The organism is Flavobacterium segetis (assembly GCF_900129575.1).
Taxonomy (GTDB): domain Bacteria; phylum Bacteroidota; class Bacteroidia; order Flavobacteriales; family Flavobacteriaceae; genus Flavobacterium; species Flavobacterium segetis.
Map to the genome: position 1 here is coordinate 262,336 of NZ_FQWE01000002.1, position 13,869 is coordinate 276,204.

The following is a 13,869-nucleotide window of genomic DNA, read 5'->3' on the forward strand; positions in this document are numbered from 1 at the left end:
CCGTTTTATAACCCTCACTTATTGATTATCAATTATATAAATAGTACCTTTGCGCAAATTAAGGAATATTATGAATAATAAGCAAGGCAACAATAAAGGAAGTGGTGCTAGAACAAACAGTTCAAAACCAAGTTCTAACAAGCCAAAACCTGCTATGCAAAAAAGGGCACAGGGGCCAAAAAAAGTTAAAGTAAACACTAAAGTTGCAGAAGCTGCTACTGATAAAGTAGAAAAAAAGCCAAACCAAGCGGCTAAAAGACCAAAAGTAAAAGACGAAATTCGCTTGAATAAATATATTGCAAATTCTGGTGCTTGTTCGCGTCGTGATGCTGATATTTACATTCAGTCAGGAACTGTTAAAGTGAATGGAATTCCAGTGACCGAAATGGGTTATATGGTCAAACCAGGCGATGTTGTGAATTTTGACGGAGCTACATTGACCCCAGAGAAAAAAGTTTACATCTTACTAAACAAACCAAAAAACTTTACAACTGCGATGGACGAAGGTCAGGAATATCGCAATGTACTGGAATTAGTTAGAGGTTCTACTACTGCAAAAATTGGTGCAATAGGTAGAATGGACAAGAATACAACTGGATTATTATTGTTTACAAACGATACAGATATGATTCGGAAGTTTACTTTACCGAGTCAGAAATCATCTAAAATCTACCAAGTTTCATTAGATAAAAACTTAAAATTTGAAGATTTAGAAAAGATAAATAAAGGATTAACCCTTGATGGCCACCGCGTTTTTGTTGAAGACATAAGTTATATTGAAGGAGAAGCTAAAAGCGAAATTGGGTTGCAATTAAGATCCTCAAATGTGAAAGTTGTTCGTAGCATATTCGAACATTTTGATTACGACGTTTTACGAATTGATCGTGTTTCTTTTGCTGGTTTAACTAAAAAGAATTTACCTCGTGGGACATGGAGAATACTTACTGATCAAGAAATTATCAATTTGAAGAACGTTTAAAACGAGTTTTATTACTACATAACAAAATCCCATCCGTTTTTTTACGGTTTGGGATTTTTATTTTAAAGAAAACCAAAAATTACATGACACCTGAAAAATTACAATCAATTGCTTTTAAATGGTTTGACACTTTCAACAATAAAGAATTAGAAAAACTGTTGTCTTTGTATGACGACGAAGCTGTAATTTCTAATTCACAACTCAAATCTTTGAAACCAGAGACCAATAGTTTTGTTTCTGGCAAACAAGCTTTGCGCCAATTGTGGCAAGATGTTTTTGAGCGTTTTCCAAGTATACATTACAAAGTCAAATCGGTTACTGCTAATGGAGATCGTGTGTTTATGGAATACATAATAAGCGTTGAAAATGCTGAAGATATGCTAATTGCCGAAGTCTTAGATATCAAAGAAGATAAAATTATAGGCTCTAGAGTTTATCGTGGATAAACTGACTAATGCAATAAATAAAAAACCCTAGAACGACAATAAGTAGTTCTAGGGTTTCTTTTTTTATTTTGGATAAATCTATCCTCTTACCCTCTTGAGCGGTTCCTTCTTTTTGTCTAATCCCCGCTTTTTCAACAACGGCTCAATACTAGGTTCACCACCGCGGAAACGTTTGTATAAAACCATCGGATCTTCGGTGCCGCCTTTCTCTAAGATGTTTTCACGAAACAATTTAGCCTTTTCTGGATTGAATAAACTTGTTGACTTAAAAGCTTCAAATGCATCCGTATCTAAAACACCTGACCAAATATAACTGTAATAACCTGACGAATAACCACCTGAAAAGATGTGATTGAAGTACGTGCTTCGGTATCGAGGAATGATCGATTCAATTAAACCAATTTTTTTCATTGTGGCCTTTTCAAAAGTATTTGCATCAACAGTGATATCCTTAGTTTGCGAATGATATTCTAAATCTAACAATGAAGCTGCAAGGTATTCTGTAGTTGTAAAGCCTTGATCAAAGGTACCTGCTTTTTTCAATTTATTTACTAAAACTTCAGGGATAACTGCTCCCGTTTTATAATGCTTAGCATATAGCTTTAAGACCTCAGGCTCTGAAGCCCAATTCTCCATAATTTGTGAAGGAAGTTCAACAAAGTCTCTTGGAACACTCGTCCCCGCTAAACTTCTATAAGTTACATTCGATAATAAACCGTGTAAAGCATGACCAAACTCATGGAAAAAAGTCGACACCTCATCAAATGTTAATAATGCAGGAGCACTAGCTGACGGCTTCGTAAAATTACATACTATAGAGACTACAGGAGCAATACGTTTGCCATCAACAGTTTTCTGGGTTCGGTAGGACGTCATCCAAGCACCACCACGCTTAGACTCACGAGGATGAAAATCCATGTATAATACGCCAAGATGTGTTCCGTCTTTTTCAGTAACTTCCCACACTGTGACATCTTCATGATATTTTGGAACATTCACTAATTCTTTGATTTTTATACCATATAAATTTTCTGTTACCTGAAAAACTCCCTTTCTCACATTGTCTAAACTAAAATAAGGCTTTAACTCCTCTTCGTCAAGATCAAAACGTTGCTTTCTAATTTTCTCCGTATAATAACGCCAGTCGTATGGTTGAACTGTGCCTTTTACACCCTCTTTTAGCATCATTTTCTGAATGTCGGCGGCCTCTATTTTAGCGATTTCTAGTGCTGGTTTCCATAAATCATTCAATAATTTATTGACGTTTTGAGGTGTCTTAGCCATTGACTCCTCTAAGACGTAAGTTGAGTGTGAAGTGTACCCCAATAATCGCGCTTTCTGTCCGCGAAGATTAGCTAGTTCTATAGCATTTTGTTTATTGTCAAAAGCATCGTCATGATTCCCTCTCGTTTGGTACTCATTCCAAATTTTTTGACGCAAAGCCCTATTTGAATTATATTGTAGAAACGGCATGACGCTGGAATTAGAAAGGGTAAAAACCCATTTCCCCTCTTTGCCTTTTGCTTTAGCATCAGCGGCTGCAGCCTCTATTAAACCTTCTGGCAAGCCTGCTAAATCTTTCTTAGCATCAATAATCAATTCGTATTTATTAGTCTCCGCCAATATATTTTGTCCGTACTTTAAACTAGCAAGTGATAGTTTTCCGTTTATATTACGCAATATGTCCTTATCTGTCACTGATAAATTTGCACCACTACGCACGAAATCTTTGTAAGCATTATCTAAAATTTTGGCTTGTTCCAAATTTAAGCCTAAGCTTGCTCTTTTATCCCACAGCGTTTTTACTTTTGCAAATAATTTTTCATTCAAGTAAATGTTATCTCTGTGAGAAGAAAGATTTGGCGCTACTTCTTTAGCAATATTTTGAATCTCTTTATTGGTATTAGCTGAATTATAATTAGAAAAAACCGTGCTTACATCACTTAACAATCGGCCTGCATTTTCCATAGCAAGAATTGTATTGTCAAAAGAAGGAGCTTCGACATTATTAGCAATTACACTAATTTCAGCCTCATGTGAATTGATTCCTTCTAAAATGGCTGGTTTAAAATGTTCATTTTTGATTTTATCAAATGGTGGAACTTGAAAAGGCGTGTCATAGGCCTGAAAAAATGGATTCATAGCAGTAGTTTCATTTTTTTCTTGCGCTTCAATCGTTAGTATGTTACCCATAACTAACAAAATGAAAAAGGATTTTTTTCTCATATTTGTATGTAATTAAGAAGCTAAATTTAGCCGAAATCATTGTAAAATAAGAATCCCTACAGAGCGTTAACTTAATTTTATGACAAAAAAGAAAACGATTCATCAAAAGAACGAGTAATCGTACGGTAAAAATTAAAAAAAAGCAATAAATTAGCTTTAATAATTACAAATCTATATTATGAAAAAAACAACCATTTTTCTTTTTACCCTTACTGCTGCCGTTCTATTCGTAAATTGCAAACCAGAAGAAAAAAAAGAAGACTTTAGTACCTTAACTAAAAACTATTTTGACAATAAAAATGCGCTCGATCCTTTAGGTGCAACTCAAAGCGGTCAAAATCAATATAATGATCAATTGCAGTTTGAAATGACTGACAGTTATAGAAAATCGCAATCTGAATTTTTTGATAAATATCAAACTGCATTACAAAATGTAACTTTTGACGATCTAACAGAAGAGGAAAAAAACAGTTATGAAATCATAAAATGGGAAGTTGAAATTGGTAAAGATTTATTGAAGCAACCTTCAAATTTACTACCTATACATCAATTTTGGGGAACACACCTCACCATGGGACAGTTTGCTGGAGGAACAAGCGCACAACCTTTTAAAACTGAAAAGGATTACACCAACTTCTTGAATAGAATGGATAAATATTCCGTTTGGATTGACTCGGCAATGGTGTATATGAAAAAAGGACTTGATAAAGGTGTGGTTTTACCAAGGGCTTTAACAGTAAAGTTGATTCCGCAGTTTGCAGAAATGGCAACTCCCAACATTCAAGATAATTTATTTTTCTCGGCTATCAAATTGATGCCTGCTTCCTTTCCAGAGAGCATGAAAGAGGATTTAACTAAAAAATACACTGCAACAATTAATAATAAATTGATTCCGCAGTATCAGAGAATGACAGATTTCTTGACTAAACAATATTTACCAGCTTCAAGAGTGACAAGCGGAATAGGCAATTTACCTTTTGGAAAACAACTTTATGCAACTTATGTAAAACAGTGGACTACTACAGAAATGTCCCCCGAAGCCATTCACGAATTAGGATTACAAGAAGTAGCACGTCTAAACGCAGAAATGGAAAAAGTAAAGACGCAAGTGGGTTTTAAAGGAACATTATTAGAATTCTTTGAAGAAGTACGTAACAAAAAAGAACTAAAACCCTTTACAAAACCAGAAGAAGTAATTGCTAATTTTCAAAATATATACACCAGAATCAAACCAAATGTAGATAAATTATTCTCGCTGCAGCCTGTAACCAAATTTGAAATTAGAAGAACAGAGGCTTTTAGAGAAAAAACCGCTAGTGCTGAATACAATCCTGGATTGAAAGACGGAACTCGTCCCGGTATTTTTTATGTTCCTATTCCAGATGTGGCTAACTATAATATGTATGGAGACGAAGATTTATTTTTACATGAAGCCATTCCTGGCCATCATTTTCAAATTTCATTGCAACAAGAAAATGAAAGTTTGCCTGATTTTAGAAAATTCAACTGGTTTGGTGCCTATGGCGAAGGCTGGGCATTATACACAGAAAGTTTAGGAAAAGAACTTGGATTATACCAAGATCCATATCAGTACTTTGGGATGTTAGGCAACGAAATGCACAGAGCTGTACGATTAGTGGTAGATACGGGATTGCATTCAAAAGGCTGGACTAGAGAGCAAGCGATCAGATATTCGTTAGCCAATGAAGCAGAGAGCGAAGCGAGCATAATCCCCGAAATTGAGCGCTACATGGCGATTCCTGGACAAGCGTTATCCTATAAAATAGGTCAACTTAAAATTATCGAATTACGCAAAAAAGCAGAAGCCAAAATGGGAACTAAATTTGACATCAAAAAATTTCATGAAAAAGTACTCGAATCAGGAGTGATGCCATTAGCATTATTAGAGAAGAAAATTAATGCGTGGATTGCAGAAAAATAAAATAATTTTAAATAGTAGACATAAAAAAAGCTTTCGCTGTAGCGAAAGCTTTTTTTATGTGAATAAAAGACGTTTCGGTAAAAAATCAGAATTAATTTTCTCGCTTACAATGTGGAAACCCGTAAACATAAACTAATAACAAAATCTATTTTTGTTATTGCAATAAAGTATTGATTCAAATTATTATTTTAAAAATTCTAAAACTTTTTTGCAAGCTATTAGTTATTTAAACATCTTATTGTATTTAAAATCCTATTTTTACCAGTAGATCAAACTAAAACAGAAGTAGAACAGCACCCTATATTACAATGGCAAAACAAGCAAAATCAAAAAAAGAAAAATCAATAGAAGAAACCCTTTGGGAATCAGCAAATAAACTTCGTGGAACGGTAGAATCATCAGAATATAAGCATGTTGTTTTAGGTTTAATATTTCTCAAATTTGCCAGTGATAAATTTGAAGAACGACGAAGTGAATTAATTGTTGAAGGAAAAGAGAAATACCTTGAAATGAAAGAGTTTTACAACATGAAAAACATCTTTTTCCTTCCTGAAGAATCGCGATGGTCATTCATTATACAAAATTCCAAACAAAACGATATTGCCTTAAAAATTGACACCGCTTTACATACCGTAGAGAAAAACAATCCTGCGCTGAAAGGTGCTTTGCCCGATAATTACTTTTCTCGGTTGAATATGGACGTGAGCAAACTCGCAGCCTTATTAGATACCATCAATAACATTGATACTATAAAAGACAAACAACAAGACATTGTTGGTCGTGTGTATGAATATTTCTTGAGTAAGTTTGCCCTTGCCGAGGGAAAAGGGAAAGGGGAATTTTACACCCCAAAAAGCATTGTAAACCTAATTGCCGAAATGATTGAACCTTACAAAGGCGTAATCTATGATCCCGCTTGTGGTTCTGGTGGAATGTTTGTGCAATCCATAAAGTTTATCGAAAACCACCACGGAAACAAAAAAGAAATTTCCATTTACGGACAAGAATATACGGCTACCACTTACAAACTAGCCAAAATGAACTTGGCCATTAGAGGAATTGCAGCCAATTTAGGCGATGTTCCTGCGGATACTTTTGGACGTGACCAACATCCTGATTTGAAAGCCGATTTTATTATGGCAAATCCTCCTTTTAACCAAAAAGATTGGAGAGCAAGTGATGAATTAGTAGATGATCCTCGTTGGAGAGGTTATGATGTTCCGCCAACAAGCAATGCCAATTATGCTTGGATTTTGAATATGGTAAGCAAACTTTCTGAAAATGGTGTGGCTGGATTTATCTTGGCTAATGGCGCACTTTCAGGTGGTGGAGAAGAATATAAAATACGCAGAAAACTAATTGAAAATGATGTGGTAGAAAGTATTGTGATTTTGCCACGATCTATGTTTTATACCACCGATATTAGTGTAACGCTTTGGATTTTGAACAAAAACAAAAAAGCACGAACGGTTACTTTACCCGATGAAACTAGAAACTACCGAAACAGAGAAAACGAAATTTTATTTCTTGATTTAAGAGAAAAAGGAATTCCATTTGAAAAGAAATTCACTCAATTTTCTGAAGAGAATATTGCCGAAATCACAGATACCTACCACAACTGGCAAACTGATTCGGATAAATATAAAAATGTCCCTGAGTTTTGTTTTTCTGCTTCTATTGATGCAGTAATTGCTAAAGATTTTTCTTTAGTTCCAAGCAAATACATTGAATTTGTAAACCGTGATGAGAATATTGATTTTCATGATAAGATGAAAGTTTTACAAAAAGATTTCTCTGAATTATTGAAAGCCGAAGCCCAATCTAAAGATGATTTATTAACCGTTTTCAAAGAATTAGGTTATGAGATCGAATTATAAACGATTGGGAGATTTTATCCAGCTAGTTGTTGGTAGAAATAAGGATTTAGAAAATTTACCTTTGGTCGGTTTGAGTATCACTAAAAAGTTCATTCCTTCTATTGCAAATACAATAGGAACGGATATGTCAACTTACAGAACCATCGAAAGAAAACAATTTGCTTATGGCCCAGTAACTTCTAGAAATGGAGATAAAATTACAATTGCTTTGTTTGATGATTATGATAAAGCATTGATTTCACAAGCCTATATTCCTTTTGAAGTTAAAAATACCAATGAACTTGATCCCGAATATTTAATGATGTGGTTTCGCAGACCTGAATTTGATCGTTATGCCCGATTTAAAAGTCACGGAAGTGCAAGAGAAATTTTTGATTGGAATGAAATGTGCGATACTTTATTACCAATTCCTTCTCCTGAAAAACAACTTGAAATTGTAAAAGAATACAATACCATTCAAAACCGTATTCAACTTAACAACCAACTCATTGCCAAACTCGAAGAAACTGCACAAGCGATTTACAAACAATGGTTTGTAGATTTTGAGTTTCCTGATAAAAATGGGAAAGCTTATAAAAGTAATGGTGGAGAGATGGTTTTTTGTGAGGAATTGGAGAAAGAGATCCCTGTGGGGTGGAGTACAGATAGTTTATCTTCCTATGCAAAATATTCAAATAAAAGAATTAGTATTGATGATTTAATTTCGACAAAATATATTTCGACCGAAAATATGCTTAGAAATAAAAAAGGAATTCTTGTTTCTGATGAAATCCCCGATATTACTTCTGCACTAAAATTTGTTTCTAATAATATTTTAATTTCAAATATTAGACCTTATTTAAAAAAAATATGGTTTGCTGATTTTGAAGGAGGATGTTCGAATGACGTTTTGTGTATTGAAACTTTAAATAAAAACTATTCTTATTTTATTTACAATTCATTGGAACAAGATTATTTTTTTGATTATGTCATGGCAGGAAGTAAAGGTACTAAAATGCCTCGAGGGGATAAGCAATGGATTATGGATTTTAAAATCGTAATTCCAAATATAATTACATTAAATAAATTTTCTAATTTTTCTAAAATGGCAATGAACCATAGAAAAGTTAGTGAATATGAAAACGAAAAGCTTGAGGAATTGAAGGATTTATTATTGGCAAGAATGACAAAAGTTGAGAGTGGAAATGAAAATGTAGAAAATTAGCAAAAATGGTATCTAACACTAAAATAAATAGCATTGGTGAAGCCATAGCAAAGAGATCAGGTATCATTACACCAGATGAATTAGAATTGTTGCAAGAGTTTAGAACTTCGTTTTCAAAACCATTAGTTAATGTCTTCAACATAATTAGAGAGTTGTCTAATAATATTCACCCCTCTAGTATAGTAGCTTTTCGCTTAAAAAGAATTGACACCATAATCAACAAATTGAGTCGTGAGCAAGGAATGGATCTAAGTCGTATGGGCGATATAGGCGGAATTAGGTGCATTTTCTATAATGAGGGAGAAGTTTATAACGCAAAAGAGATTATTGAGAAATCTTTTGAAAGTGGAGGAAAAACTAGAGATTACATAAACGTAATAAAACGTGATATAGGTTACAAAAGTATTCACATATATGTAAAAGATCCAGTTTCACGTAAGAGGATTGAAATTCAATTACGAACAGTAGAGCATCATAATTGGGCTACTCTCATTGAAATAACAGATTTTCTTTATAATTTACGATTAAAAGAACTTGGATTTGAATCAGATGAAAAATTCGGAAGATTTCATGCCCTTATGTCGAGTGATAAAGAATTAACAAAAGAGGAAGCAGATTTAATTTATGATGTACTAGAAAAACGTGATTTTATATCTGTTTTGAGTAAAACATTTAGAAAAAATAATACAGAAGTAAAAAAAAGATGGTCTAGTGAAGATAAGAAGAACTCTTTCTTTTTGATAGAAGCGTCTATAACAGATATACCAAATTTAAAATCTTTTGCCACATTTGAAGAAGCAGAAAGTGCTTATTTTGAAAAGTATAAAGAAAATCCATCCGCAGAAATAGTATTGACTTCAATTAAAAAGCCGAATTTTAGGCAAATAAGTGTGGCATATGCAAATTATATTTTATCATATCACACTTTTACTAATGATATTCGACCAATTCTTCAAGAATTGGCTAAAGATGCTTTAGAGAATAAAGAAATAAAAAAGTTCGAAAAAATTTTTAAAACTTATGAAGATTTGCTAGCCAATCTTATTCTAGAGGTTATTGCTGATAGTGCTGATCTGTTTTTTAATAGATTAGAAAGAAATAAGATTATAATTGGTAGAACTAACAAAATGAATAAATTACAAGAAAGGGAGATAATGAAAAAAATAAATCTTAAGGTAATGGAGCATCAAAGATCTCATCAAGAATTTGTTGAAGAACTTGAACTATATATTCCAAATGGTTTTTTTGATAAAAGAAGAGTAGAGAAATTTTTAATAAAACACAACGAAAGAATAGCGAAAATTATGCTTAGTAAACAAGTAGAATTTGAGAGTATTATTCATTAATGTGACAAAATAAAAATTTAATTTAGTTATGAAAAAAGAAATAATCCATATGTTAACCGCAAATTTTGAATCACAATCACATCAAACTGAGGAAGGAGTTGAGTTTTGGTTGGCCAGAGACGTACAACATTTATTAGATTACACCAAATGGGATAATTTTCTAGGCGTAATTTCAAAAGCAAAAACAGCTTGCGAAATTTCTGGAGAAGCAATTGAGCATCATTTTGCCGACGTCGGGAAAACGATACAAATGCCTAAAGGTGCTGAGAAAGAGATACAGGATATGATGCTTACCAGATATGCTTGTTATCTTATTGCACAAAATGGAGATCCTCGAAAAGAAACTATTGCTTTTGCGCAACGTTATTTTGCAATTCAAACCAGAAAAGCAGAGCTAATAGAGCAACAGTTGCTAGAATATGAAAGAGTACAAGCTAGAAATAAACTAAAAGTAACAGAAAAAGAATTATCGCAAGTAATTTTTGAGCAAACGGGTGGTAATGAAAATTTTGCTTTAATACGTAGTAAAGGTGACGCTGCCTTGTTTAATAAAACAACACAGCAAATGAAAACAAAATGGAATTTACCAACTGCAAAACCATTAGCGGATTTCATGCCTACCATTTTGCTTAAAGCTAAAGATTTTGCTACTGAAATCACTATTTATAATGCAAAACAGCATAAAATGAAAACAGAAGGGCAAATTTCAAAGGAGCATATTACAAATAATAAGTCGGTAAGAAGCACACTTCTTTCTCGTGGTATTGTTCCCGAAAATTTATCTCCTGAAGAAGATATTAGTAAAATTGAACGAAGACTTGTTAATGATGAGAAGAAAGCACTAAAAAACCCTGATAAATTAAATGATAAGTAGTAATCTAAATACACTGTGAAAAATTAAATTACATAGGGTTGTTTAATTTTTAATACCATTTTCCTAATGTCGGGAAAATGGTTTGAAAGTCAAGTGATTTAAAAACTGTTTAAATCAACTGAAAAACTAAGAAATAAATACAAAAAACAAGTGGCATAGTATGAAATCAACACTTTTAGATATAGATTCGGCCTTTTGCGATCATTATAGTAGCTTACTTGAAACACAGCGTGGCATTAGCAAAGAATTAGAAGGCTATGCCTTTGATTTCGACAAAGATGAAATTACACAAGCAGTAAGAAACAGAATGAGTTCTTTCTGGTATTTTAATTACAATAATCGTAATGATTTAGAACGAAGAGTTACAGCCGTTGCTGCAGATTTTTTTACTGAAACTTGTTTGTTTTTTTTAAAGAAGGTTTTCAAACAGCATGGCATGGAAGTTTTTTCAGAAAGAAATATACTTAAAGAAGTTAGCAAAAAAAGTATGCGCCCTGATGTTTCTATTTGGAAGGACAAATTATTAATTGCCGTTATAGAATTAAAAGTAAGTGACGGTTGGAAAAGAGCAGGTATGCTTAATCATTTAGAAGAACGTAAGAGAAACATACAGGAAATTTATCCTGAAGTTTTTTTTGGAGCAATAGCTTATTGGGATTGCTTTCGAAATATTGATAGTGATTTATACCCAAATTACTTAGGTCTAGTGATTCATGACACTAAGAATAATCACCCTAGCACAGGACAGACAATTGAGGAAATGATAAAGAGAATAATAGAAAATTAGTACTATATAGTTTTTTTAATTATGATTATGTCCAAAAATAATATTTTACGATCAAAAAAAATGTCCAGTTTTTTATATAATAAACTGGACAAAAGTATATATTTGTAGTAATTAAAAAAACATGAAAACTACTGATTATATAGCCCTTACTATAGATAGACTTCCTAAAGGATATGTGTTCACCTATGCTGACTTTACTACAGAGGTGAATAAGAAGCAAGCAGTCATTAAAGCTTTAAATAGAATGGCTGTTTCAGGTAAGATAGCTAAACTTGCAAAAGGTAAATATTACAAACCTGAAAGCACTCCGTTTGGAAATTTAGAACCTAGTCAGTTTCAAGTGGTAAAAGACTTACTTGAAGATGATGGAAAAACAATTGGTTATCTAACAGGTTATAGTATTTACAATCAATTGGGATTAACTACGCAAGTGAGTAATACCATTCAGATTGGTAGGAACGAAATTCGTCCAGTGCTGGAACGAGATCGTTACACTATTAAATTCATCAAGCAAAAGAATACAATTACCAAAGAGAATATTCCGCTTTTGCAACTATTAGATGCTATTCGTTACATCAAAAAAATTCCTGATAGTACTGTTTCATCCGCATGTTTACGATTTATATCTCTATTGAGAAAATTAAGTGAAAAGGAAACAAATACATTAGTACGATTATCACAGAAGTATCCACCTGCCACAAGAGCACTTTTGGGCTCTTTATTGGAAGAAATAGGAATTATGCAATTTGAAGAAGTTTTACAGAAAAGTTTAAATCCAATTACAAAGTATAAATTATCAGGTGTTACTGCTGTTTTGAAAGCATCTGAAAAATGGAATTTAGTATGAGCGAATCTCAAAATATAGAATGGAAACAATTGTGGCACGACGACTATTTAAAATGGATATGTGGTTTTGCCAATGCAGTTGGGGGTACGATTATCATCGGTAAAGATGATGATGGTAGGATTACGCATTTAGAAAACTACAGAGCTTTAATGGAATCATTACCTAATAAGATTAGGGAGAATCTAGGAATCATTTGTGATGTTAATCTTCATGATAAGGAAGATAAAAAGTATATAGAAATTCGTGTAAATCCCTATACCGTTCCCGTATCGTTGAGAGGGCGTTATTATTATCGTTCTGGTAGTTCGAAGATGGAAATGACGGGTGTTACCTTAAATGACTTTTTACTAAAAAAGGCAGGGAAAACGTGGGATGATGTTATAGAAGAAGGAGCAAAACTAGAGGATATTGCTACAGAAAGTTTACAGCTTTTTTGCAAGGATGCAATCAAAAGTGGTAGAATGTCCGAGGACATTTTAGAATTATCCAATAGCGAGCTTTTAGACAAACTACGTTTGCTGAAGGGCAGCAAAATTAAAAGAGCTGCTATTATTTTGTTTGGTAAAGACCCAAATTATTTTTACTCAAATATTAAAGTCAAAATCGGTCGTTTTGGGAACAATGATGCCGACTTGCGTTTTCAGGAGGTAATAGAGGGAAATGTTTTTCAATTGCTTAAAGAAGTACCTCAAATATTGAATGCCAAATTTCTAATCAAACCAATCGATTTTGAAGGATTGCTGCGCATTGAAAAAGATGAATATCCAGTGCCTGCCATTCGAGAGATGTTATTGAATGCTTTGGTACATCGTTCCTACATGGGTTCTATGATTCAGATGCGTGTGTATGACGACAAACTAACCATTTGGAATGAAGGTTTATTACCCGATGGTATGGAATTGGAAAGTTTGAAAAGACATCATATTTCACGTCCTAGAAATCCGTTAATCGCTGATGTTTGTTTTAAAGCAGGTTATATTGATTCGTGGGGACGTGGAACACTTAAAATTTATAATTCTTGTAAAGAAGCAGGTTTACCAGAACCTGAAATTACGGCTCTTGATGGTGGGATTTTGGTTGCTATTTATAAGAAACCAGAGGTGTTAGTGAGTAGGTTGGTAGATAGGTTGGTAGATGGGTTGGTAGATGGGTTGGTAGAAAGCCAACATAACATAATAAAACTTATAATCGATAAACCTAGAATTTCTAAAAGAGAAATGGCAGAACAAATAGGAATTAGTACCACAGCAATTGATAATAATTTGACTAAACTGAAAGATAAAAACATCATTCGTAGGGTTGGTAGTGACAAAACAGGGCACTGGGAAATAATAGAATAAC

11 protein-coding genes are annotated in these 13,869 nt (G+C 33.2%); 10 read left to right on the forward strand and 1 reads right to left on the reverse strand.

The features are described from left to right. Positions 1 to 70 precede the first annotated feature (70 nt). Both BUA99_RS03415 and BUA99_RS03420 read left to right on the forward strand, forming a co-directional pair. A complete protein-coding gene (locus tag BUA99_RS03415; protein ID WP_072988290.1) occupies positions 71 to 979 on the forward strand; it encodes a pseudouridine synthase in 909 nt (302 codons plus the stop codon). An 83-nt stretch (positions 980 to 1,062) separates the two neighbouring features. After that, complete coding sequence (locus tag BUA99_RS03420; protein WP_072988293.1) at positions 1,063 to 1,425, forward strand: nuclear transport factor 2 family protein; 363 nt, start codon at positions 1,063 to 1,065, stop codon at positions 1,423 to 1,425. Positions 1,426 to 1,503: 78 nt separating this feature from the next. Here BUA99_RS03420 and BUA99_RS03425 read toward each other — a convergent pair whose 3' ends face one another. Beyond that, entirely contained in the window at positions 1,504 to 3,651 is a 2,148-nt protein-coding gene (locus BUA99_RS03425) for a M3 family metallopeptidase (protein WP_072988295.1), read from the reverse strand. A gap of 178 nt (positions 3,652 to 3,829) precedes the next feature. Here BUA99_RS03425 and BUA99_RS03430 point away from each other — a divergent pair, with 178 nt between their 5' ends. The 8 genes from BUA99_RS03430 to BUA99_RS03465 all read left to right on the forward strand — a co-directional run bounded on the left by BUA99_RS03430 (position 3,830) and on the right by BUA99_RS03465 (position 13,868). Next, complete coding sequence (locus tag BUA99_RS03430) at positions 3,830 to 5,593, forward strand: DUF885 domain-containing protein (protein WP_072988298.1); 1,764 nt, start codon at positions 3,830 to 3,832, stop codon at positions 5,591 to 5,593. A 308-nt stretch (positions 5,594 to 5,901) separates the two neighbouring features. After that, the gene (locus BUA99_RS03435; RefSeq protein WP_072988300.1) at positions 5,902 to 7,470 is read left to right on the forward strand and encodes a type I restriction-modification system subunit M; all 1,569 of its coding nucleotides are present in this window, start codon (positions 5,902 to 5,904) and stop codon (positions 7,468 to 7,470) included. Next, complete coding sequence (locus BUA99_RS03440) at positions 7,454 to 8,674, forward strand: restriction endonuclease subunit S (RefSeq protein WP_072988302.1); 1,221 nt, start codon at positions 7,454 to 7,456, stop codon at positions 8,672 to 8,674. The genes BUA99_RS03435 and BUA99_RS03440 overlap by 17 nt, the downstream gene beginning before the upstream one ends. A 5-nt stretch (positions 8,675 to 8,679) precedes the next feature. Beyond that, positions 8,680 to 10,020, forward strand: a complete 1,341-nt coding sequence (locus BUA99_RS03445) for a nucleotidyltransferase family protein (RefSeq protein ID WP_072988305.1) — start codon at positions 8,680 to 8,682, stop codon at positions 10,018 to 10,020. Between the two features lie 28 nt (positions 10,021 to 10,048). Beyond that, a complete protein-coding gene (dinD, locus tag BUA99_RS03450; protein ID WP_072988306.1) occupies positions 10,049 to 10,894 on the forward strand; it encodes a DNA damage-inducible protein D in 846 nt (281 codons plus the stop codon). A gap of 160 nt (positions 10,895 to 11,054) precedes the next feature. Next, complete coding sequence (locus tag BUA99_RS03455) at positions 11,055 to 11,681, forward strand: hypothetical protein (RefSeq protein WP_072988309.1); 627 nt, start codon at positions 11,055 to 11,057, stop codon at positions 11,679 to 11,681. A 121-nt stretch (positions 11,682 to 11,802) separates the two neighbouring features. Next, positions 11,803 to 12,528 carry a DUF6088 family protein gene (locus BUA99_RS03460; RefSeq protein WP_072988310.1) on the forward strand — a complete coding sequence of 242 codons (726 nt, stop codon included), beginning with the start codon at positions 11,803 to 11,805 and terminating at the stop codon, positions 12,526 to 12,528. Further along, the gene (locus BUA99_RS03465; RefSeq protein ID WP_072988727.1) at positions 12,525 to 13,868 is read left to right on the forward strand and encodes an ATP-binding protein; all 1,344 of its coding nucleotides are present in this window, start codon (positions 12,525 to 12,527) and stop codon (positions 13,866 to 13,868) included. Before BUA99_RS03460 ends, BUA99_RS03465 begins: the two co-directional genes overlap by 4 nt. Position 13,869: the final 1 nt, after the last annotated feature.